Origin of the sequence: Corynebacterium afermentans subsp. lipophilum (assembly GCF_030408375.1) — a bacterium.
Classification (GTDB): Bacteria; Actinomycetota; Actinomycetes; order Mycobacteriales; family Mycobacteriaceae; genus Corynebacterium; species Corynebacterium lipophilum.
This window is the reverse complement of record NZ_CP046530.1, coordinates 1445018-1467533: the sequence shown is the minus strand read 5'-3', so window position 1 is coordinate 1467533 and position 22516 is coordinate 1445018. Positions and strand designations below refer to the sequence as shown.

The following is a 22516-nucleotide window of genomic DNA, read 5'->3' as shown; positions in this document are numbered from 1 at the left end:
GGGAAGCGAGTACACTGCTGTGACATGAGTAAACAGCTGGGGCAAGTGCAGGCGGCGGTGGAGGACTTCGCCGAGTACGCCGAACTTGTCCTCGGCCGCTCCCCGAACACGGTCAAAGGCTACGTCGCGGACCTTAGAGGGCTCGCCGGTTACGCGGACACCTTCGACGCGTTCACCCTCGACGCGCTGAGGCGCTGGCTCGCGGACACGATGAGTGCCGGCAAAAGCCGGGCCACGCTGGCACGCCGCACCGCCGCCGCCCGCGCCTTTTCCTCCTGGGCTTACCGCCGGGGAGACATCGGCACCGACGCCGCGGCGCGGCTCAAGGCGCCCAAGGTCAACCGCCCGCTGCCCACAGTGGTCAAGGGGGAGCGCGCCGGCGAGCTTGTCGAGGCGGGCACGGCCGACGACGCCCACCCCGCCGAGCACCTGCGCGACCGCGCCATGCTCGAGCTGCTCTACGCCACCGGCATCCGCGTCGGGGAGCTGACGGGGTTAAACCTCGGCGACGTGGACCTTGCCCGCGGCCTCGCTAACGTCACCGGCAAGGGCAACAAGCAGCGCGTCGTGCCGTTCGGCGACGAAGCGGCTGCGGCCGTGTCCGAGTGGCTCGAGCTCGGCCGCGCAGAACTCGCTGCCGATACGCAGGCGATGTTCGTAGGCTCCCGCGGCAGGCGCATCGACCAGCGCCAGGTGCGGCGCATAGTCGATCGCGCCGGGCAGCGCGCCGGGGTGGAACACGTTAGCCCGCACACGCTGCGCCACACCACTGCCACCCACATGCTCGAAGGTGGGGCGGATCTGCGCGTGGTGCAGGAGATGCTCGGCCACACCAGCCTGCAAACCACGCAGATCTACACCCACGTCTCCGCGCAGCGGCTCAAGCGCGTCTACGACCAGGCGCACCCGCGCGCGTAGTGGAGCCGTCTAAGGGTTTGAGCCGGATCCGCGGCGCTTCCAACAGCGTGAGCGGATCGATGTAGGAGTCCTTGCCCACCAGCGCACCCCAGTGCAAACCGTCGTGGGATCCGGAAAACCCCGCCGGGGCGTGCGCGAGGGTGCCAATCGGTTCGCCTTCGCGCACCTTGTCACCCACGGCAAGCGGTGAGCGCACCGGCTGATACGTGGTGCGGATCCCGCCTGCGTGATCGACGGAGATCACCGGGGTGCCGGCTACCACGCCCACGAAGGCGACAACGCCGTCGCCTGCCGCCAGCACGTCAGCGCCGAGGCGCAGGGGTAAATCCACACCGCGGTGTCCGGGTTTCCAATTCTGCTCCGGGATATCCGCAGGGCGCGACACTGCGGCCGGATACGGGGTGCCGGCAGCCGGGTCCACCCAGGCAGCGGCCGGGGCGGCGCTAATGGCAGCAGCGAGGATGAGGGCGGTGGTGGACCGGAGGATCGTCGATAAGCGCATGCGTGAATACGAGCACGCAGAAGGCAAGAAAACTAGCCTGCTGGCGAAAATCTGTGGATAACTTGCCGCCCGCCCCGACGTTATCCACAGAAGACGCAGTTGAGATTAGGTTTTGTGGGCGCGGGAGGGTAGTGTTGCACGGGCAGCTTTTATGGGCTGACTACGCGCGCCGGATAATGCCTGCTCAGCGACGGTCCCTCTCACAGGGTGCAGGGCGAGCACGGTGCCAGGGTGCGGGATAAAAACCCGCGCGTGAGACAAGCAATTAACCGAACTACTTTCTCCGAAGGAGACAAAACCATGGCAGTTGTAACCATGCGTGAACTCCTCGACGCCGGTGTGCACTTCGGCCACCAGACGCGTCGCTGGAACCCGAAGATGCGCCGCTTCATCTTCACCGACCGTAACGGCATCTACATCATTGACCTGCAGCAGACGCTGACCTACATCGATGAGGCCTACGAGTTTGTCAAGGAGACCGTCGCGCACGGCGGCACCATCCTGTTCGTCGGCACCAAGAAGCAGGCACAGGAGCCGATCCAGGAAGAGGCGCAGCGCGTCGGCATGCCGTACGTGACGCACCGCTGGCTGGGCGGCATGCTCACCAACTTCCAGACCGTGTCCAAGCGCATCGGCCGCATGAAGGAACTGCAGGCCATGGACGCAGCCGAGGACGGCTACGCAGGCCGCGGCAAGAAGGAAGTCCTCATGCTCACCCGCGAGCGCGTCAAGCTCGAGCGTGTGCTGGGCGGCATCGCCGACATGACCAAGGCGCCGTCCGCGCTGTGGATCGTGGACACCAACAAGGAGCACATCGCCGTCAACGAGGCGCAGAAGCTGCGCATCCCGGTGGTTGCCATCCTGGACACCAACTGCGACCCGGACGTTGTCGACTTCCCGATCCCGGGCAACGACGACGCTATCGGTGCCGTGAAGCTGCTCACCCACATCGTGGGCGAGGCTGTCATCGCCGGTAAGCAGCAGCGCGAGGAGCGCAAGCTCGCTTCCGCCCGCGACGCAGCCGGCGACAACGACGCGAAGCGTCAGGCTGAGGCTGCTGAGGCAGCTGCTCAGGCTGCCGCTTCCGAGGAAGTTTCCGCAGCTGACGCAGCGAAGGCTGCGGTCGCAGCTGAGTCCGCGGCTCCGCAGGAGGTCGCCGAGGTTGAGCAGCCGCACGCTGTTCGCGCAGCTGAGCAGGCTGAGACCAAGGCGAACGAGTCCGGCGACGAGTCTGCAACCCAGGCGTAAGCTTTTCGGCTCACGCCACCTGCACGCGCACCCCGCGTTCCGCTCACGCCCGCCGGCATCACGCCCGGGGACAGTGCGGGCGCGGGGTGTTTCGCGTGCGCCCCCGCTCCAAGCCGTGCCACAGCGAGTACTGTCGGCTACGCTTGAAACGGTTTGAACACTTTTAGCAACACATTCACGAGGAGGATCGCCCACTATGGCGAACTACACTGCTGCTGACGTCAAGAAGCTCCGCGAAACCACCGGTTCCGGCATGCTCGACTGCAAGAAGGCACTCGAGGAGACCGGCGGCGACTTCGATAAGGCCGTCGAAAACCTCCGCATCAAGGGCGCCAAGGACGTGGGCAAGCGCGCAGAGCGCAACGCCCTCGAGGGCCTGGTCGCCGTCTCCGGCAACACCATCGTCGAGATCAACTCCGAGACCGACTTCGTGGCCAAGAACCAGGAGTTCAAGGACATCGCCGCGCAGATCGCCGACGCCGCAGCAGCAGCGAAGGCGAACTCCCAGGAGGAGCTGGCAAACGCAGACGTGAACGGCGAGACCGCGCACGACGTCCTGGAGCGCCTCTCCGCCAAGATCGGCGAGAAGCTCGAGCTGCGCCGCGCCGCCACCATCGAGGGCGAGCAGGTGGCGAAGTACCTGCACCAGAAGGCTGCAGACCTGCCGCCGGCAGTCGGCGTCCTCGTGTCCTACACCGGCGACAACGCTGAGGCCGCACACCAGGTCGCGCTGCAGATCGCAGCGATGAAGGCCCGCTACCTCAACCAGGAGTCCGTCCCGGCCGACGTCGTTGAGAAGGAGCGCGCGGTTCAGGAGGAGATCACCCGCAACGAGGGCAAGCCGGAAGCTGCCATCGCCAAGATCGTCGAGGGCCGCATGGGCGGCTTCTTCAAGGATGTTGTCCTGCTGGATCAGCCGTCCCTGGCTGACTCCAAGAAGACCGTCAAGCAGTTCGCCGAGGAGAGCGGCATCGAGGTCCTGGACTTCGTCCGCTACGAGGTCGGCCAGGCTTAAGTTCGAGGCTTAAGCTGCCGTAACGCAGCGCTTCACGGCCAAGCCCCGCAGACGCTTCCGCCCAGTTGGGCGGGTGGCGTCTGCGGGGCTTCGTCGTCAAGCACACAGCCCGGAGCGCACGTTTCGGTGCCCGGGCGAAAGCGCGTCTAGAATCGTTCGCGAACATCTGAACAACCCGCCGCGCAGAAGGAGCGAATTTCGGTGACTGACCTCAATCCCAGCCGCACAGGTTTCAAGCGAGTGATGCTGAAGTTGGGCGGTGAAATGTTCGGCGGAGGCAAGGTCGGCATCGATCCGGACGTGGTCGAGTCCGTCGCGCGTCAGATCGCTGACGTGGCACGCGCAGGCACCGAGGTCGCCGTGGTCATCGGCGGCGGCAACTTCTTCCGCGGCGCCGAGCTGCAGCAGCGCGGCATGGACCGCGCACGCTCCGACTACATGGGCATGCTGGGCACGGTGATGAATTGTCTGGCGCTGCAGGACTTTTTGCAGCAGATGGGCGTGGACTGCCGCGTGCAAACGTCCATTAACATGGCGCAGATCGCCGAGCCGTACCTGCCGCTGCGCGCCGCCCGCCACCTGGAGAAGGGCCGTGTGGTCATCTTCGGCGCCGGCATGGGTATGCCGTACTTCTCCACGGACACCACCGCCGCCCAGCGCGCGCTGGAGATCGGCTGCGAGGTGCTGCTGATGGCCAAGGGCGTTGACGGCGTGTACGACTCCGACCCGCGCGAGAACCCGGACGCGAAGCTGTACTCCGAGATCTCCCCGCGCGAGGTCATCGAAAACGGCCTGAAGGTCGCCGACGCCACCGCGTTCAGCCTCTGCATGGACAACAACATGCCCATCTTGGTGTTCAACCTGCTGCAGGAGGGCAACATCGCCCGCGCCGTGTCCGGCGAGCAGGTGGGAACGCTGGTGGCCTAAGCGCGCAACAGCTCGGCCTGCGCTGCCAGGCCGAGTAACTCCGGGCCGCTGAGCTTCAGGCTGCCCAGATGCACCCCCGCGAGCGCGATTGCGGGGGTGCGCAGCATGTTGAATACCGAACACCACGGAGACCATTCGGTTTGCGCGTGGAAGCTCTCCTCCGGGCTTAACGAGGGGAAGTAGCCGAGCGGGGGCGGATCGAAAGCGACCGTGGGGGAGAGCACCGCATCCACGCCCCACTGCGCCGGGAGCAACGCTGGCAACCCGCGCGTGTGCGCCTTCGCGGCGGCGACCTGTTCTGGGCGTAGGCGGTGCGCCTCATCCTTCAACCACGCGATGTAGCCGCTGTCCATCGGGTCCACATTCTTGAACGAGCGCTTGATTGTGGTGCTGAAGTGCGCGTACGTCTCGCGCGACTCGGCATAGGGGGAAATCTCCACCACATCGTGGGCGCGGCCAAGGGCAGCAGCAAGCTTCTCGACGTCAGCTCCGCGCCCCTCCGCCACCTCAGGTTCCGCAAACACGCCGCGGGTGAGCACGCCGATGCGCAGCCGCCGCCGGGCTGGCGGCGCCCATCCAGTCAAGGTGAACAGGTCGCCGACGTTGCGGGTGAAAAACCCGTGGGCGGACAGATCGCGGCTGCCGAGTTTCAACCCCACCACCCCGCAGGCCGCGGCCGGCACACGGATCGAGCCGCCGGCGTCGGTTCCGTGGGCGGCGCGCATCGTTTCGTCCGCGACCACGACTGCTGCGCCCGCGGAGGAGCCGCCGGGAGTGCAGCCGGGGAAGGCGGGGGATTCCAGCACGGGCACACCGGGGCGTTCGGCGTAACAGGTGGCGCCGAGCTCGGAGGTGAGGGTTTTGGCGCTGACGCGCGCTCCGGCGTCGATAAGCATCTGCGCGAACGGGTCTGTCGCCTGCGCGGTGTAAGCGCGTGCGGGGTTGCCGTGCGTGGTGGGCATGCCGGCGACATCAGTGCCGTCTTTGATCGGAATGCTCCAGCCAGAAAGCCGCCCGCCGAGCGGGCCGGTGAGCGCGGCGCCGGGCGGCGCAACGAACGTGAAGGCTGGGTGCGGCATGGCGACAGTCTAGGCACGCGGCTGGCGCTGGTAAGTTAAGGGGGACGCAAACCCGAGAAACGATAGGGGTAAAAACCATGATTGATGACGTTTTGCTGGACGCCGAAGAGCGCATGACCGCCTCCGTTGAGCACACCCGAAACGAGCTGGCCACCATCCGCACCGGCCGCGCGAACCCGGCCATGTTCAACGGCGTGATGGCCGACTTCTACGGCGCTCCCACCCCGATCAATCAGATGGCCACCATCTCGGTTCCGGAGCCGCGCATGCTTCTGATCAAGCCGTACGACATGTCCACCATGGGCGAGATCGAAAACGCCATCCGCAACTCCGACCTCGGCGTGAACCCGACGGACGACGGCCAGGTCATCCGCGTGTCCGTCCCGCAGCTCACCGAGGAGCGCCGCAAAGAGCTGGTCAAGCAGGCCAAGCAGAAGGGCGAGGACGGCAAGATCGCCATCCGCAACGTGCGCCGCCAGGGCATGGAAGCGCTGAAGAAGATCCAGAAGGACGGCGACGCGGGCGAGGACGAGGTCATCACCGCTGAGAAGTCGCTGGACAAAACCACTCAGGACTACGTCGGTCAGATCGACGAGATCGTGCAGCGCAAGGAAAACGAGCTGCTGGAGGTCTAAACCAACGTGTCGAAGGCGCAGACGGAAACCACTGAGATGGGTGCGGCGGTGAGTGATGCGCCGGAGGAGCGCGAAGCCACCCCGAGCCGCTGGCCCAGCCGCGCCCCGAAGCCGAAAAACAAGGCGGGGCGCGACCTGCCGGCGGCGATTGCCACGGGCGTGGTGCTCGGCGCGCTGGTAATCGCGGCGGTGTGGATCGGCCCCGTTGCCTGGTACCCCTTGGTCGCCGCCGCCGTGGCGCTGGCCATGTGGGAGGTGATGACACGCCTGCGCGAGGCCGGCTACGTCCAGCCGCGCACCCTGATGATCATCCTCGGCCAGGCCATGCTCTGGCTGTCCGCGCCTTACGGCACCACAGGGCTGGTCTCAGGATTCGCCTTCACCGTGCTGGTGGTGATGTTCTGGGGCATGTTCCACCAAGGCAGGCACAACCAGCCCGAGAACTACCTTCGCGACACCGCGGTGGCGATTTTCGTGCTGGCGTGGATCCCGCTGTTCGGCACATTCGCCGCCATGATCTCCCGGATCACCGAGGCCGGCGTGGACGGCTCCGCCTACATCGTTGCGTTCATGCTGTGCGTGGTGGCCAACGACGTCGGCGGTTACGCCGCCGGCGTGATGTTCGGCTCTCACCCGATGGCCCCGGCGGTGAGCCCGAACAAGTCCTGGGAGGGCTTCGCCGGCTCCATGACCGCCGGCATCATCACCGGCGTGCTGGTGGTGACCTTCCTCATCCACGGTCCATGGTGGATGGGCATCGTGCTCGGCATCGCGCTGGTCATCTGCGCGACCATGGGCGATTTGGTGGAAAGCCAGTTCAAGCGTGAGCTGGGCATCAAGGACATGTCCAACCTGCTGCCGGGCCACGGCGGCATCATGGACCGCCTCGACGGCATGCTGCCCGCAGCGGCCGCGACGTATATCCTGCTCACCACCATCGCGCTGATGAACGGCTAAGCGGCGGTTTTCCGCCCGCGCCAGATTCGAAATTCGCGGCGCGACGTGCCAAGATGGGGCGCACTATGAGCGATTTCCCCCAGATCCAGCTGCTCGCGCCGAAGCGCGGCATGCCGCCGAAGCACTTCGCGGACTTGAGCAAAGACGAGCGCATCGACGCGCTCAAGGAGCTCGGCCTGCCAAAGTTCCGCGCCGACCAGATCGCGCGCCACTACTACGGCAAGTTCGAGGCCGACCCGCTAACCATGACGGACCTGCCGGAGGCGCAGCGCCAGACCGTCAAGGACGCGCTGTTTCCCACGCTGCTCTCCCCGGTGCGCACGGTGGAGACCGATGAAGGCGACACCACGAAGACGCTGTGGCGGCTTCACGACGGCACCCTGCTGGAATCCGTCCTCATGCGCTACCCGGGCCGCGCCACCCTGTGCATCTCATCCCAGGCCGGCTGCGGCATGGCCTGCCCCTTCTGCGCCACCGGCCAGGGCGGGCTGGACCGCAACCTGTCCGTGGCGGAGATCGTGGACCAGGTGCGCGCAGCCGCCGCGATGATGGCGGCGGAGGGCTCGCGCCTGTCCAACATCGTGTTCATGGGCATGGGGGAGCCGCTGGCCAACTACAAACGCGTTGTGGAGGCGGTGCGCCAGATCACGCAGCCGTCCCCGGACGGCTTCGGCATCTCCCAGCGCAACGTCACCGTCTCCACGGTGGGCCTTGCCCCGCAGATCCGCATGCTCGCGGACGAGGGGCTGTCCTGCACCCTGGCGGTGAGCCTGCATACGCCTGACGACGAGCTCCGCGACGAACTCGTCCCCGTCAACAACCGCTTCGCAGTGTCCGAAGTGCTGGACGCCGCCCGCTACTACGCGGACGAGACCGGCCGCCGCGTGTCCATCGAGTACGCGCTCATCCGCGACATGAACGACCATGACTGGCGCGCGGACCTGCTGGGCAAGAAGCTGCACTCGGCGCTCGGCTCGCGCGTGCACGTCAACGTCATCCCGCTCAACCCGACCCCGGGCTCGAAGTGGGACGCCTCGCCGAAGGCCCGCCAGGACGAGTTCGTCCGCCGCGTGGCCGCTCAGGGCGTGCCGTGCACCGTGCGCGACACCAAGGGCCAGGAAATCGCCGCCGCTTGCGGCCAGCTCGCCGCCGACGAGGACGCCAGCTAGCCGCTTAGCTTCTGCCGAGCCGCGGTCTTTGCCGCGCACAAACCTTCTCGCGCACACCTGCCGCGCACAAACCCTGAGCGACAGACCCTGAGTATGCCCAAAATCCGGCCATACTAGGGGTCTCTTGCTCGGGGTCTGCGGATTCAAGCCGGGACGGGCTGGCAGTGGCACAAACCCTGGGATCCAAAGCCTGGGATCGCGCAAAAATCGCGCATTCCCAGGCTTTGGATCCCAGGGTTTGGCGTTTGGAGGGAGCCGTCGCGTGCAGCGAGGGCACACACGGCACGAAAAAACCGCCAGCGGCGGGGCTGGCGGTGGACGGTGGCGTCGAGAAGCTTAGATGCGCTCGTGCTTACCGCGGGACTCGACGGTGATGACCTCGACGTCCTCGCGCTGCTGCGCCGCGTCGACCGGGCGGGCAGCGGTGCGCTCGACCACGCGCTCCTGGCCGTGTGCCGGGCGCAGGTGGGCGACGCGGCCCGGCTCGATGTTCAGAGCGCGCAGCTGGGAGTCGGAAAGGTTCTCGTACACGTCGCCGGAGAGGGTGGCCTGGTCGTACATCCAGTCCGGCTCCTGGTGGCCCACCGGCTTGTTGTGGGAGGTGACGGTGCGCACCTGGCTCAGCTTCGGCTTGGTCGCGTGCAGGATCAGACCGAGCGCAATCAGCACCGCCAGGGCGATGAGCCAGATGGTCTCCACGTGGCCCTGGTGGTTGCCAAAGTTGTAGGCGATGAGGAACAAAACGGAGATCCAACCGGCGATCTGGATGGTGCGGTCCGTGAACGCGCTCCAGCCGAAACGGGCAGACGGAACGTCCGCCTCAGAAACGCCGTTGTACACCTGGGGTGCGTTGTCCTTCGCGTGGGCCACTGGAATGCTCCTTCAAAGCCTGGTTAGCGGTTGCCAAGATTGGTAAAACTTTCAGCGCCTATCATCGCACACTGGGTTGACCAAAGGGGACTTCTCACCCCCAATGTGTTCAAACTTTCGCACCACAGTCCACGGGATTATGCCCGCACAGTGCCAGAATGTGCTGTTTCATGTCACAATAGTTGCGTGAAGAATGTAATCATCTTGGGCTCGACAGGTTCTATCGGTTCTCAGGCGATCGATGTCATTCGAAAACATAGAGACCAATTCAACGTGGTCGGCATCGCCACCGGTGGAACCAACCCGGAGCGGGCTATTGAGCAAGCCCGCGATTTCGGCCTCAGCGCCGACCAGGTTGCCGTGCGCGATCTGGAGGGAGCCAAGAAGGTTTCGAAGGCGCTCGGCGGCTTCGTTATCACCGGCGATGCCTGCGCTGCGGCTCTGGTGGAGTCGCAGGAGGCGGACCTGGTGCTCAACGCGCTAGTCGGCTCCGCAGGTCTGCCGGCGACCCTCGCCGCGCTGAAGGCCGGCGCGACGCTGGCGCTGGCTAACAAGGAGTCGCTCGTCGCTGGCGGCCGCTTCGTGCTGGATGCAGCGAAACCCGGACAGATTGTCCCGGTGGATTCGGAGCACTCCGCGATGGCCCAGTCGCTGCGTTCCGGCGACCGCGGGGAAGTGGCCCGCTTCGTGCTCACCGCCTCCGGTGGCCCATTCCGCGGCAACTCTCGCGAGGAGCTGATGGACGTCACTTACGAGCAGGCCGTCGCCCACCCGACGTGGTCTATGGGCTCGATGAACTCGCTGAACTCCGCGACGATGGTGAACAAGGGCCTTGAGCTGATTGAGGCATCGCTGCTGTTCAACGTCGAGCCGGACAACATCGACGTCACGGTCCACCCGCAGTCCATCGTCCACTCCATGGTGACGTTCACCGACGGCGCCACGATTGCCCAAGCGTCTCCGCCGTCGATGATGCTGCCGATCTCCCACGCGCTGAACTGGCCAAACCGCATCCCGGACGCGCAGCCTGCCTTGGATTTCTCACAGGCCTTCGAGTGGACCTTCGAGCCGTTGGATGAGGAAGCGTTCCCGGCGGTGAAGCTGGCCCGCAAGGCGGCGGCGAAGGGCGAGCCGTACCCGGCGATCTACAACGCAGCCAACGAGGTTGCTGTCGACGCGTTCGTAGCAGGCCGCATCAAGTTCCCGTACATTGTGGATACCATCGCCGAGGTCCTCGAGAAGGCGGATGATTTCGCGGAGACACCGGCCGATGTCAACGCGGTCCTGCGCACCGAGTCCCGCGCTCGCGAGCGCGCGGAGGCCGTTGTCGAGCGCCTCGCGCACAAGTAGCGCACTAGGGGTTCTGTGGGTGCGCTAGGCATTCTGGCGTTCGCGTTCGCGATCGCCGCGTCCATTGCGCTGCACGAAGCCGGGCACATGTTCACTGCCCGTGCCTTTGGCATGCGCGTGCGACGCTATTTCATTGGGTTTGGCCCCACGGTGTGGTCGACCACCAAGGGCCACACCGAGTACGGCCTTGCCGCGCTGCCGTTCGGTGGCTTTTGCGACATCGCGGGCATGACTGCGATGGATCCCCTCACGCCGGAGGAGGAGCCGCACGCGATGGTGAACAAGCCGGCTTGGCAGCGCATCGCGGTGCTCGCCGGCGGCATTGTGATGAACCTGCTCATCGGCGTGGTCATCACCTACTTTGTGGCTGTTTCCTCCGGCATCCCGAATCCGGACGCGGACTTCACCCCGCGGGTGGGCCAGACGGTGTGCGTCGCCGATCAGGTGGACGCTGACACGCTGGGGGAGTGCTCCGGCGCGGGCCCGGCGGGCGAGGCCGGTGTCCAGGTCGGCGACACGCTGGTGGCCCTTGACGGGCAGGAGATTGAGCAGTTCGGACAGTTGCGGGATGCCGTCGCTAAGCAGCCCGGCGAAACCGTGCGCCTCGAGGTGCTGCGCGACGGAGAAACCCTCACCCTCGACGTGCCAGTCGCCGAGGTTGAGCGCATCGACCCGGCCACCGGCGAGCACGTCACCCAGGGCGCGGTGGGCATCGTCTCAGCCGACGCGGTGAAGCAGTACGGCCCGGCGGAAGCGGTGCCTGCAACCTTCCGGTTCACCGGCCAAATGCTGCGCGCGACGGTGGACGGCATCGCGTCGTTCCCGGCGAAGATCCCGGGCGTTGTGGCCTCCATCTTCGGCGCGGAGCGCGACATCGAAGGCCCAGTCAGCGTCATCGGCGCCTCGCGCACCGGCGGCGAGCTGGTGGAGCAGGATATGTGGTCTGCGTTCTGGATGATGCTGGCCAGCCTGAACTTCTTCCTCGCGCTGTTCAATCTTGTGCCGCTGCCGCCGCTGGACGGCGGGCACATTGCGGTGGTGCTGTATGAAAAGATTCGCGATGCTTTACGACGTCTCCGTGGCCTCGGCCCAGGCGCTCCCGCGAACTATGAAAAGCTCATGCCCTTGACGTACGCCATGGCTGCGCTGCTGCTCGGTGTCGGTGTGTTGGTCATGGCCGCGGACGTGGTCAACCCCGTCCGAATTTTTGGCTGACGGTGCTAGAGTTAGCCACCATGAACACCCCCATCGGATTAGGCATGCCCGAAGGCCCGGCACCGACTTTGGCTCCGCGCCGCAAGACCCGTCAGCTGATGGTGGGCGATGTCGGCGTCGGTTCGGATCACCCGATTTCTGTGCAGTCCATGACCACGACCAAGACGCACGACATTAACGCCACGCTCCAGCAGATCGCACAGCTGACCACCGCGGGCTGCGACATCGTGCGAGTGGCCTGCCCGAAGACAGTGGACGCGGAAGCCCTGCCGGCTATTGCTGCGAAGTCGCCGATCCCGGTGATCGCGGACATCCACTTCCAGCCGAAGTACATCTTCGCGGCCATCGACGCCGGTTGCGCGGCGGTGCGCGTGAACCCGGGCAACATCAAGGAGTTCGACGGCCGCGTTAAGGAGGTGGCCAAGGCTGCGGGTGACGCGGGTATCCCGATCCGCATCGGCGTCAACGGTGGCTCCCTGGACAAGCGCCTGCTGGAGAAGTACGGCAAGGCCACCCCGGAAGCGCTGGTGGAGTCCGCAATCTACGAGGCCGGGCTGTTCGAGGAGTACGGCTACGGCGACATTGCCATTTCCGTCAAGCACTCCGACCCGGTGCTCATGGTGGAGGCGTACCGCCAGCTGGCGGAGAAGACCGATTACCCGCTGCACCTCGGCGTGACCGAGGCGGGCCCGAAATTCATGGGCACGATTAAGTCCTCCGTGGCCTTCGGCGCGCTGCTCTCGCAGGGCATCGGCGACACCATCCGCGTGTCCCTGTCCGCGGATCCGGTGGAGGAGATCAAGGTCGGCGACCAGATCCTGCAGTCGATGAACCTGCGCCCGCGCAAGCTGGAGATCGTCTCTTGCCCGTCCTGCGGCCGCGCCCAGGTGGATGTGTACAAGCTCGCCGAGGAGGTCACTGCTGGCCTGGACGGCATGGAGTTCCCGCTGCGCGTTGCCGTGATGGGCTGCGTTGTCAACGGTCCGGGCGAGGCGCGCGACGCCGACCTCGGTGTGGCGTCCGGCAACGGCAAGGGCCAGATCTTTGTCAAGGGTGAGGTCGTGGAGACCGTGCCGGAGTCCAAGATCGTGGAAACGCTCATTGATTACGCGCAGCGCATCGCCGAAGAGGAGGGCCTCGAGGAGGTCGCAGGCGCTAAGGCCGAGGTCAAGGTCACCCACTAGCATGCTGCGTCGCCGTGTCGCGGGGGTTGCGGTGGTGGCGCTGGCGGCGTCGATAAGCAGTTGCACCCCGCGCCCCAACGACGCCGAACCCGCCGCCTCCGATTTTCTCAGCGCGCTGGAGAAGCGCGAGGTGAACTCTTCGCTTATCGACGATGCCTCCGCCGCCGAAACCTCCCTGAACGACACGTGGGGTGGGCTGCAGGCGGAGGGCTTGAACGCCTCGCTTATCGACGTCACCCAGGACGACAACCTGGCCACAGCCACGTACGAGCTGCGCTGGGACCTGCCTGGAGAGCGGGATCTGACGTACCAGGCGCAGATGACGCTGACGCAGAGCGGCAACGAATGGAACGTGCGCTGGCAGCCGTCTGTGCTGCACCCGCGGCTGGGCGCGAACCAGCACTTGGAGCTGCGCGCAGTGGCGCCGTCGCAGGCGAGCGTGGTCTCCTCCGACGGGGTGGAGCTGCTCAAGCCCGGCACCGCGTACCGCGTGCTGGTGGACACGGAGGAAATGCGCAGCGTCGGGGCAGCGGCCGCCGGTATCAGCGCAGCACTTGCGAAAGCCCACGAGGTGGATCGCGGCGTGCCCCTGCGTGACGAGGAGGAGGTAGCTAAGGAGCTACAGGACGCCTCCGGCACATACTCCATTGCGGTGGTGCCTGCGCCCGCCAAAGACGCGTTCGAGGCTGCACTGGCCGGTGAGCCCGGCGTGCGGCTCAACGAGGAGGCCGCGATGGTCAATGCGCAACCGGAGTTTGCGCCCGACATCATGGCGCGCGTGGGCGAGCTGGTGCGCGACGACCTGCAGGGCGATACCGGCTGGAGCGTCGACGTGGTCAACGAAAACGGCGCCTCCTACGAGGAGATCAAACGCCAGGACGCCGCACCGGCTCCGGCGGTGCACATCAGCCTGGATCACCGCATCCAGCGCGCCGCGGAGATGGCCTTGGAGCCTGTTGCCGGCCAGCAGGCCATGATCGTGGCCATTCGGCCGTCCACAGGCGGAATCCTGGCCATTGCGCAGACACCGGCCGCGGACGCCGGCGGCAACCTGGCGACGATGGGCCAGTACCCGCCGGGCTCGACGTTTAAGGTCCTCACCGCCTTTGCCGGGCTGACAAAACAGGGGCTTATCCCTGGTTCGCCGGTGCCGTGTCCCGGCACGATGAACATCTACGGACGTACCGTCACCAACTACGCGGGCTTCGGTATGGGCACCGTGCCGTTGGAGACCGCGTTCGCGCGCTCGTGCAACACCACGTTCGCGGACATATCCACGAAACTGGCGCCCGGCGAGTTGCAGGACATTGGCAAGCAGTTCGGTTTGGGCTTGGACATGGAAATCCCCGGTGTGGAGACCATCACCGGTTCCATCCCGGAGGGCGTGGAGCCGCTGGACCGCACGGAGGCCGGCTACGGCCAGGGCCTCGATCTGGCTAGTCCGTTCGGAATGGCGCTGGTGTCCGCAGCTGCCGCGCGCGGCTCGTTGCCTGTGCCGTACCTGGTGGAGGGTGAGGAGACGAAGCTGAGCGGCGAAGCCCCGCCGATGGACCCACAGGCGGCCGAGGAGCTGCGCCAGATGATGGCTGCGGTCACCGGACCTGGCGGCACGGCGAGCGCGTTCACCGCGGGCGGCGATATCCGCGGCAAGACCGGCGAGGCCGAGATCAACGGCGGCTCCCATTCCTGGTTCACCGGCTACCGGGCCGACGATGACATCGCCTTCGCCACCCTGGTGGTGCTCGGCGGCGGTTCTGAGGCCGCTGTGGCACTGTCGGACCGGATGCTGCTGAACCTGGACGCTCCGGCCGAGTAATTCCCCCTGAGGGATGCTCGGGCCCTGTTTGACCGCAGGTCTACCATTGGGGACATGAATAACCGAGGCCTACTCACCCCAGGAAAACCCACCCCAGAGCGCAAGGTGCCAAAGACCATTGAGCGCCCCGAGTACGCATGGAAGGACGAGGTCCAGGAGAACGTCGGCGAGCCGTTGATCCAGACCGCTGAGACCATCGAGGCGATGCGTGAGGCCTCGAAGATCGCGGCGAACGCGCTCGCCCTCGCTGGCGCCGCTGTGGCCCCGGGCAAAACCACCGATGAGATCGACGGAATCGTCCACGACTACTTGGTGGAGCACGGTGCCTACCCGTCGACGCTGGGCTACCGCGGGTACCCGAAGTCCTGCTGCATCTCCCTGAACGAAATTGTCTGCCACGGCATCCCTGACACCACGGTGATCCAGGAAGGCGACATCGTCAACATCGACGTCACCGCCTTCAAGAGTGGCGTGCACGGCGACACCAACGCCACGTTCTTCGCCGGCGAAGTGGCGCAGGAGCACAAGGACTTGGTGGATAGGACCTACCAGGCGACGATGCGCGGCATCAAGGCGGCGAAGCCCGGCCGCCAGATCAACGTGATCGGCCGCGTGATCGAGTCCTACGCCAAGCGCTTCGGCTACAACGTGGTCACGGACTTCACCGGCCACGGTGTGGGAACCACCTTCCACAACGGCCTGGTGGTGCTGCACTACGATTCCGACGCCTACACGGACATCCTCGAGCCCGGTATGACGCTCACCATCGAGCCCATGATCAACCTCGGCGAGCTGCCGTACCGCGTGTGGGACGACGGCTGGACGGTGCAAAACGTCGACGGGGAGTACACCGCCCAGTTCGAGCACACCATCGTGATCACCGACGACGGCAATGAGATCCTCACCATCCCGGACGCGGACGTCGCCACCGGGCAGCACATGCTGGGGGAGTAGAACCGCTGAAAGCTCCCGCGAGGCAGCATCCACTCTGCCCCGCGGGAGCTTTCATATGAGTTAGTAACGAGAAAACCCGCTGCACGGATGCAGCGGGTTTTGCTTACGCCCTACAGGCGAGCTTTCAACTTAGAAGTTGAAGTTCGGCAGCTGGATCCAGCCGTTGTAGGAAGCGTAGTTGATGCCAGCGATGACCAGGCCGACGATGGCGCCGATGCCAGCGACGATGGTGCCGTCAACCCAGAGACGTGCCCACTGCGGCATGTTCTCGACGTTGGTCTCCTTGCCAGCGGCGTCGCGGATGTCGAAACGGGTCTCAGCATCCTTCTTGGTGACGTAGTGGGAGGAGCCCTTGCCGTCGAAGACGCCCTTGGTGCCGTCGGAGATGACCTCGCCGAAGGACTTGTCGCCCTCCTGCTTGGTGCCCTGGAATGCCACGGAGGACTGGCCGCCGGTGTGGGTCACCTCGCGGTCGGAAGCGTCTGCAGCATCGGTGGTCTCTGCCAGTGCGATGGAGGTGCCGGAAGCGGCGAGAGTGATCGCGGTCGCGGTTGCGACAGCAGCGTTGCGGAAGTTACGCATTGCAATCCTTCTTTCAGGTGTAATGGGGGATTAGATCGCGGAAAACCGCAATTAGGCGTTGAACGGGCCGTGGACGACGAAGTTGTACGCCGGGCCGACGACCAGGCCAACGAGGGCGGACACAGCGGTGAAGATCGAGAGAGCGTGGAAGACCTTAGCCCATGCCGGCTGCTGCTCGTAGGTCTCCTTCTCGCCCTCCTCGGAACCCTTGGAGGAGCCGAAGATGGCCGGGCCGTATGCGGTCTGATCGCCCTCGAGGCCAGCGCCGATGCGGGAGGACAGGGAGCCGTCGCCCTCGGTCGGCTTCTCCTGGACGGTGACGGTCTCGGTGGCCTGGTCAGCGTCAGTCTGCTCTGCTGCGGTTGCGACTGCGGTGGAGCCGAATGCCACAGCGACGGCGGTTGCGCCGGCGAGGGCTGCCTTACGGAAATTACGCATGAAACGAAATCCTTCTCTGATAGTTCTTGCACGACGTCCGGGTGGAATTCAAAGAATCCCAGGGGCATTGAGCTCCTAGGACCGATAGCAAGCCCGGTGGGCTCGGTCCCGGTGTCTGAACCGACAATAGCCGAACACTTCCAGCCGTATGCAAGTTGGCGCTGAAAAATTTTCAAAAGTTCATCCAAAGGTTGGAAAGCTTGGTGTTGGCTGAAAAAATTGGGCTAATCCAAATATCTCTCACGTGCTCTTTTCGCCACGTGTGCCGAAAAGGTCATGCCTTTTTACGCGTTCCCCCGAAAGAGGGGTGAAGCAGAGGTTTAGACTTCTTTGAACGTCAGGTCGAGGCCGAGGATCGCGTTTTCGGTCACCTCTGCCAGCGACGGGTGGATCCAGTACTGAGACCGCGGGAAGTCCCTCAAATCCAGCTCATATGCGAGCACGGTAACCATTTGCTGGATCAAGGTGGATGCCTGTGGGCCCATGTAGTGAGCCCCCAAAAGCTGGCCGCTTTGGCGGTCGGCCACCAGCTTCACCACGCCGGTGGAGTCCTCCAGGCCCCAGCCGTATGCCACGTCGCCGTAGTTTTGCAGCTTCACCGTGACGTCGAAGCCCGCGTCCACAGCTTCTTGCTCGGTCATCCCCACCGTCGCGATCTGCGGGTGGGTGAAGATCGCCGACGGGACGTGATCGTGCGGCATCGGCACCATCGTGGAATCGTCTTCACCTGCCCACGTCTTGAGCACGTTGTGTGTCACGGCGCGCTGCTCCGCGTTGGCCACGTGCTTGAGCTGATATGGCGAAGACAGGTCGCCGAGCGCCCACACTCCGTCCGCGGTGGTGCGGCCGAACTCGTCGACGGCGACGCGTCCGTCTTCGTGCGTTTCGATCTCGGCAGCGGTGACGTCGAGGGTGTCGCTGTTGGGGATACGGCCCGTGGCGATCAGGAGGGCTTCGGAGGTGACCGTGGTGCCGTCGTCGAGCGTGAGCGTGACACCGTCGCTGTCCTCGGAAGCGGAAGTGACCGTGCGGCCAATGTGGACCGTGTAGCGCTCGTCGGCGAGTTTGTTGAACGGCTCCGCGAGGTCCTGGTCCAGCTGCCGCAGCAACTGTGAGCGGCTGATGATGGTTACCTCGGTGCCCAGGGCATCAAAAACGTGCGCGAACTCCATCGCGATGAACCCGCCGCCGACGATGGTCAGCGACTCCGGCTGGCGCTCGAGGCGCATGATGTCGTCGTTGGTGTGGAATGTGACATCGTGTGCCCATTCCGGAATGAACGGGCGGGCGCCGGCGGCAAGGATCACCGTGTCGGCGGTGATGAGCTCTTCGGTCCCGCCGCGGCCGGTCAATAGCGTCTTGGGGCCGACGAAGCGCGCTTCCACGTCGTAGACCGTGACGTTGGAGCAGCCGTTGCGGCGGTAATCCTCACCGCCCTTGGCGATCAGGTCGATGCGGTTGTCAAAGACGCGCTCGACAATGCCGGGCCAGTCTGCGCCCTTGTACTCCAGATCAATGCCGAGCTTTCCGGCCTCGCGCGCCGCGTACGCCTGCTCTGCGGCAAGTACGTACATCTTGGTGGGGATGCAGCCGACGTTGAGGCATGTGCCCCCGAACGCGCCTTTCTCCACAATCGCGACGTTTTTGTCGTCGAAGTCAGGAGTGAGAATGGAGTTTCCTGAACCCGTCCCCACAATGATCAGGTCGTAGTGTGTGGCGTCCTGCAAATCGCTTCTGTGAGCGGGCATGGTCTTCTCCTCTATATATATGTGTGTTTCGCGTATGGACGTTACTGGGCGAATTCCTGGCCGTCGAGCCACCCGAATACGGCCTTGAATGCGGCCTCGCGGGCGTGGCGCTCGGACAGGAACACGTCGTGCCGGGCGCCATCGATGACCTGCAGGTCTGCGTTGTCAGAGAGCGTTGGCGCCCAGCGCTGAATCTGGTCGACATCCAGCACCGTGTCAGCAGTGTCGGCAGCGGGGGAGTACTCCTCGCCGAGATAGGAATGCGAAGAACACAGCGTCAGCGTCGGCACACCAGTGTCAACGTCCCCGGCGTGGATCTGTTCCTGCCCCTTAATCACCGCCCGGATCCAGCCCAAGTACTTGCGGTGCCCGTCGATCGGCTTCCACTGCGTATTGAATTCCCACTCGCCGTGGAAGTCCTTGTGGATGGACTTTCCGTAGGTGCCCTCGCCGCGCTGCAGCAGCGGCAGCGACGGGAAGATCGTGCCGAAGACATTCAACACCGGTTTGAGCGCGGCCACCTGCCACTTCGGAAACTGCATGTCCAACCACGGGCTGTTCAAGATCATGCCGGCGAGCTTTTGATGCTCGGCAGGCTGCTCGCGGCGCAGGTGGTCCGCCCACAGCGGCACAATCAGCCCGCCGGTGGAATGCGCCAGCACCACCACCGAGCCGTGCTCCGCGGCGAGGATCTCCAGCGTCTGGGTGAGCTCGGGGAAATACCGGCTCATGGCAAGGGCGAAGTGGGCGCGCTGACCCTTCCTCAGTGCGCGCCCGCAACGCCGCAGGTCCAGCGCGTAAAACGGGTACCCGTGCCGGGTGAACTCGTCGGCGACGTGGGACTGGAAAAAGTAGTCGGACATGCCGTGCACCCACAGCACCGCGGGCTTTTGGGGGCTTTTGCTTTGCAACGCGCGCTTGTCCCGCACCAGCACCGCATCCACGCGAGTTCGACTATCCGGGTCCTTTCCCTGGGGGAGAACTACCTGCTCGAATCCGTCGCCGAGCGGGTCGGGTTGCCAATCAAGCTGATGCGTGGTGTCACTCATGCGGCCGATGATACTTTTCTGCGGACGGTGGGCACCTGTGGTCGTCGACAAGCCTTTGCACCTTGGCGGGGAAGGGGACGTAATATGGGCATCACTCCCAAAAGTCGATAAACATCAAAGGATGACTACGCATGTCTGACAACGGTGGTAAGAAGTACGCGGACGAGGTGGACATCCTGCACGTCGGCGCCGGCATCATGAGCGCCACACTGTGCTCGATGCTGCACGAGCTGGAACCCGACTGGTCCCAGATGATCTTCGAGCGGCTCGACGGTCCTGCCGAGGAGTCCTCCTACCCCTTCAACAACGCTGGCACCGGCCACTCCGCGCTGTGCGAGCTGAACTACACGCCTGAGAAAAAGGGCCGCATTGATGTCTCCAAGGCGATGAACATCAACGAGAAGTTCCAGCTGTCACGCCAGTTCTGGTCCTACCAGGTGGAAAACGGTGTGCTGACGGATCCGCGCGCCTTCATCAACCCCGTGCCGCACGTGTCCTTCGCACAGGGCGAAGACCAGATCAACTACCTGCGCAAGCGCTACGACAAACTCTCCGCAAACCACATGTTCCCCAACATGCAGTTCGCGGATGACCGCGAAACCTTCGCGGAGAAGCTGCCGCTGATGTCCCAGGGCCGCGACTTCGACGCCGAGCCGGTGGCCATCTCCTGGACCGACGTGGGCACCGACATCAACTACGGTTCCCTGACCGGGCAGTTCCTCGACGCCGCGAAGCGCAACGGAACCGAGATCCGCTACGGCCGCGAAGTGACCAACATCAAGCGTGAGGGCAACTTCTGGAAGGTCACGGTCAAAAACGTCCACACCGGCGACAAGCAGGTCGTGCGCGCCCGCTTCGTCTTCGTCGGCGCCGGCGGCTACGCCCTGGACCTGCTGCGCAAGGCAGGTGTGCCCGAGGTGCACGGCTACGCCGGCTTCCCGATCTCCGGCATGTGGCTCAAGACCGACAACCAGGAACTGGTGCAGCAGCACAAGGCCAAGGTCTACGGCAAGGCCAAGGTCGGCGCCCCGCCGATGTCCGTGCCGCACCTGGACCTGCGCGTGGTCGACGGCAAGGAATCTCTCCTGTTCGGCCCCTACGGCGGCTGGAGCCCGAAGTTCCTCAAGGAAGGCTCCTACCTGGACCTGTTCAAGTCCATCCGCCCGGACAACATCCCGTCCTACCTCGGCGTGGCCGCCACCAACATCGGCCTGGTGAAGTACCTGGTGCAGGAAGTCTTCCGCGACTTCGACGGTAAGGTGGACATGCTGCACGAGTACTACCCGGCAGCAGACGGCAAGGACTGGGAGGTCGTAGTCGCCGGCCAGCGCGTGCAGGTGATCAAGCCGGCCGCCGCCCCGCGCTTCGGCACCCTGGAGTTCGGCACCGCCCTGGTCAACGACCAGAACGGCACCATCGCCGGCGTGCTCGGCGCATCCCCGGGTGCGTCCATCACCCCGGCCGCCATGATCGAGCTTTTGGAGCGCTGCTTCGGCGAGCACATGATCGACTGGGGCGACAAGCTCCACGAAATGTTCCCCACCTACGGCAAGTCCCTCAAGCGCGACGAGGCCACCTACGACGAACAGTGGGCGTGGACCCAGAAGACGCTGGGGCTGGACACGGACGAAAACACCCTGTAGCGCACCTTATGTGCCGCAGAAGGTGACAAAGGGCAGCTGCCCTTCAGGCCGGGCCATCCATTCGGGCCCGGCTTTTTCGTTGTACGGGTCGCTCACCGCGGCGAGCAGCTCGTTGTACGGGGCGTAGTCGCCGCGGAGTTCGGCGGCGTCGATAGCCTCCTGCAGCATCTGGTTGCGGGGGATGAAGATGGGGCCGGGCTCACCGTTGATGCCGTGTTCGCGGTTGTAGGTGGTGATGTCGGCGGCGGCGTTGAGACCGTCGTGGTCGCTTCCGATCCACTTCGCCCACGCCTCGTCCCAGGCTGGTTGGACGGATTTGACGTACTCGTCGACCTTGTCCGCGCCGAGGAGGGGATAGAGCGCCTCCGCCAGCCGCGCCATGTTCCAGGCGATGATGTTGGGCTGGTTGCCAAACGCGTAGCGCCGCTGCCGGTCGATGGAGGAGAAGCTCGCGGAGCCGTCGAAACGCTCGGTGAACGCGCATGGCCCGTAGTCGATGGTCTCGCCCGACAGCGCCACGTTGTCGGTGTTCATCACCCCGTGGACGAAGCCCAGGCGCATCCAGTGCGCCACCAGGTCGAACTGGCGGCGGGTGACGGTGCGCAGCATCTCCTCGGCGGTGTCGAAGCCTGCGGCCTCGACCACCTTCCGCGTCAGCTCCTCCGACTGTGTCGCGGCGTATTGCACCGTGCCCACGCGCAGGTGGCTCTTGGCCACTCGCACCACGATGCCGCCCGGGACCGCGCCGTTTTGGCGGATCACGGTGCCGCCGGTGGACAGCACCGCAAGCGAGCGGGTGGTGGGCACGCCGACCGCATGCATGAACGTGGAGACGAGGTGTTCGCGCAGCATCGGCCCGATCGCCCCCACCCCGTCCGTGCCCGGGCGCGAAAACGTAGTCAGGCCCGAGCCCTTGAGCTGGATCTCATATCCGGCGGTGTCGCCGAGGAGGAGGGCGCGGCCGTCGCCAAGCAATGGCACGAACTGACCGAACTGATGCGCCGCGTACGCCATGGCGTGGCCGCCGGAGGCGCCGGAGAGAAACCTCAGGCCGTCGTCAGACTTGAGCCATGCGACATCGAGCCCGAGTTCCTCTGCAAGCGGCTCGTTCAGCGCGACAAGCTGCGGGTTCTCAAACTTCGTGCCGGGCTCTGCGTGCGCGAACTCCGGCAGGGCCTCGGCGAGCGTGTGGGCGAGCTGGGGGTGATTCATGGCTC

21 protein-coding genes are annotated in these 22516 nt (G+C 65.2%); 13 read left to right on the top strand and 8 right to left on the bottom strand.

Features of this window, described 5'->3' with window-relative positions; genetic code table 11:
• Nucleotides 1-24 precede the first annotated feature (24 nt).
• Entirely contained in the window at nt 25-918 is an 894-nt protein-coding gene (locus CAFEL_RS07040; RefSeq protein WP_194559483.1) for a tyrosine recombinase XerC, read from the top strand.
• Here CAFEL_RS07040 and CAFEL_RS07035 read toward each other — a convergent pair.
• The gene (locus CAFEL_RS07035) at nt 881-1420 is read right to left on the bottom strand and encodes a M23 family metallopeptidase (protein ID WP_194559482.1); all 540 of its coding nucleotides are present in this window, start codon (nt 1418-1420) and stop codon (nt 881-883) included. The genes CAFEL_RS07040 and CAFEL_RS07035 overlap by 38 nt on opposite strands.
• Nucleotides 1421-1720: 300 nt before the next feature.
• On the opposite strand from CAFEL_RS07035, the gene rpsB reads away from it, so the two are divergent.
• From rpsB to pyrH, 3 genes are all read left to right on the top strand, one after another.
• Nucleotides 1721-2668: a 30S ribosomal protein S2 gene (rpsB, locus tag CAFEL_RS07030; RefSeq protein ID WP_228496174.1), complete on the top strand. Its 948-nt coding sequence runs from the start codon at nt 1721-1723 to the stop codon at nt 2666-2668.
• Nucleotides 2669-2864: 196 nt separating this feature from the next.
• Nucleotides 2865-3683: a translation elongation factor Ts gene (gene tsf, locus CAFEL_RS07025; RefSeq protein ID WP_194559481.1), complete on the top strand. Its 819-nt coding sequence runs from the start codon at nt 2865-2867 to the stop codon at nt 3681-3683.
• Between the two features lie 243 nt (nt 3684-3926).
• Complete coding sequence (gene pyrH / locus CAFEL_RS07020) at nt 3927-4610, top strand: UMP kinase (protein ID WP_063936932.1); 684 nt, start codon at nt 3927-3929, stop codon at nt 4608-4610.
• Here pyrH and CAFEL_RS07015 read toward each other — a convergent pair.
• Nucleotides 4607-5689: an amidase family protein gene (locus CAFEL_RS07015; RefSeq protein ID WP_194559480.1), complete on the bottom strand. Its 1083-nt coding sequence runs from the start codon at nt 5687-5689 to the stop codon at nt 4607-4609. The genes pyrH and CAFEL_RS07015 overlap by 4 nt on opposite strands.
• 77 nt (nt 5690-5766) lie before the next feature.
• Here CAFEL_RS07015 and frr point away from each other — a divergent pair, with 77 nt between their 5' ends.
• From frr to rlmN, 3 genes are all read left to right on the top strand, one after another.
• A complete protein-coding gene (frr, locus tag CAFEL_RS07010; RefSeq protein WP_181888652.1) occupies nt 5767-6324 on the top strand; it encodes a ribosome recycling factor in 558 nt (185 codons plus the stop codon).
• A gap of 6 nt (nt 6325-6330) precedes the next feature.
• The gene (locus CAFEL_RS07005) at nt 6331-7281 is read left to right on the top strand and encodes a phosphatidate cytidylyltransferase (protein WP_290171976.1); all 951 of its coding nucleotides are present in this window, start codon (nt 6331-6333) and stop codon (nt 7279-7281) included.
• Nucleotides 7282-7346: 65 nt separating this feature from the next.
• On the top strand, nt 7347-8450 hold the full coding sequence (gene rlmN, locus CAFEL_RS07000; protein ID WP_194559479.1) for a dual-specificity RNA methyltransferase RlmN: 1104 nt from the start codon (nt 7347-7349) through the stop codon (nt 8448-8450).
• A gap of 336 nt (nt 8451-8786) precedes the next feature.
• Here rlmN and CAFEL_RS06995 read toward each other — a convergent pair whose 3' ends face one another.
• Nucleotides 8787-9326, bottom strand: a complete 540-nt coding sequence (locus CAFEL_RS06995; RefSeq protein WP_194559835.1) for a DUF2631 domain-containing protein — start codon at nt 9324-9326, stop codon at nt 8787-8789.
• A 180-nt stretch (nt 9327-9506) separates the two neighbouring features.
• Between CAFEL_RS06995 and dxr the strand changes: the two genes are divergently transcribed.
• The 5 genes from dxr to map are packed head-to-tail and all read left to right on the top strand — an operon-like array spanning nt 9507 to nt 15839.
• Nucleotides 9507-10670: a 1-deoxy-D-xylulose-5-phosphate reductoisomerase gene (gene dxr, locus CAFEL_RS06990; RefSeq protein WP_194559478.1), complete on the top strand. Its 1164-nt coding sequence runs from the start codon at nt 9507-9509 to the stop codon at nt 10668-10670.
• Between the two features lie 15 nt (nt 10671-10685).
• The gene (locus CAFEL_RS06985) at nt 10686-11885 is read left to right on the top strand and encodes a M50 family metallopeptidase (protein ID WP_194559477.1); all 1200 of its coding nucleotides are present in this window, start codon (nt 10686-10688) and stop codon (nt 11883-11885) included.
• Between the two features lie 20 nt (nt 11886-11905).
• Complete coding sequence (gene ispG / locus CAFEL_RS06980; protein ID WP_194559476.1) at nt 11906-13069, top strand: flavodoxin-dependent (E)-4-hydroxy-3-methylbut-2-enyl-diphosphate synthase; 1164 nt, start codon at nt 11906-11908, stop codon at nt 13067-13069.
• Nucleotide 13070: 1 nt separating this feature from the next.
• On the top strand, nt 13071-14885 hold the full coding sequence (locus CAFEL_RS06975) for a penicillin-binding transpeptidase domain-containing protein (protein WP_194559475.1): 1815 nt from the start codon (nt 13071-13073) through the stop codon (nt 14883-14885).
• 54 nt (nt 14886-14939) lie between these two features.
• A complete protein-coding gene (map, locus tag CAFEL_RS06970) occupies nt 14940-15839 on the top strand; it encodes a type I methionyl aminopeptidase (RefSeq protein ID WP_194559474.1) in 900 nt (299 codons plus the stop codon).
• A 129-nt stretch (nt 15840-15968) separates the two neighbouring features.
• On the opposite strand, the gene CAFEL_RS06965 is transcribed toward map, so the two are convergent.
• The 4 genes from CAFEL_RS06965 to CAFEL_RS06950 all read right to left on the bottom strand — a co-directional run bounded on the left by CAFEL_RS06965 (nt 15969) and on the right by CAFEL_RS06950 (nt 19656).
• Nucleotides 15969-16421 carry a hypothetical protein gene (locus CAFEL_RS06965; RefSeq protein WP_194559473.1) on the bottom strand — a complete coding sequence of 151 codons (453 nt, stop codon included), beginning with the start codon at nt 16419-16421 and terminating at the stop codon, nt 15969-15971.
• 51 nt (nt 16422-16472) lie between these two features.
• Entirely contained in the window at nt 16473-16859 is a 387-nt protein-coding gene (locus CAFEL_RS06960) for a hypothetical protein (RefSeq protein WP_194559472.1), read from the bottom strand.
• Between the two features lie 320 nt (nt 16860-17179).
• Entirely contained in the window at nt 17180-18607 is a 1428-nt protein-coding gene (mtr, locus tag CAFEL_RS06955; RefSeq protein ID WP_194559471.1) for a mycothione reductase, read from the bottom strand.
• 41 nt (nt 18608-18648) lie between these two features.
• Complete coding sequence (locus CAFEL_RS06950; RefSeq protein ID WP_194559470.1) at nt 18649-19656, bottom strand: alpha/beta hydrolase; 1008 nt, start codon at nt 19654-19656, stop codon at nt 18649-18651.
• Nucleotides 19657-19787: 131 nt separating this feature from the next.
• Between CAFEL_RS06950 and mqo the strand changes: the two genes are divergently transcribed.
• The gene (mqo, locus tag CAFEL_RS06945; RefSeq protein WP_194559469.1) at nt 19788-21299 is read left to right on the top strand and encodes a malate dehydrogenase (quinone); all 1512 of its coding nucleotides are present in this window, start codon (nt 19788-19790) and stop codon (nt 21297-21299) included.
• A gap of 6 nt (nt 21300-21305) precedes the next feature.
• Here mqo and CAFEL_RS06940 read toward each other — a convergent pair whose 3' ends face one another.
• Nucleotides 21306-22511, bottom strand: a complete 1206-nt coding sequence (locus tag CAFEL_RS06940) for a protein adenylyltransferase SelO family protein (protein ID WP_194559468.1) — start codon at nt 22509-22511, stop codon at nt 21306-21308.
• Nucleotides 22512-22516: the final 5 nt, after the last annotated feature.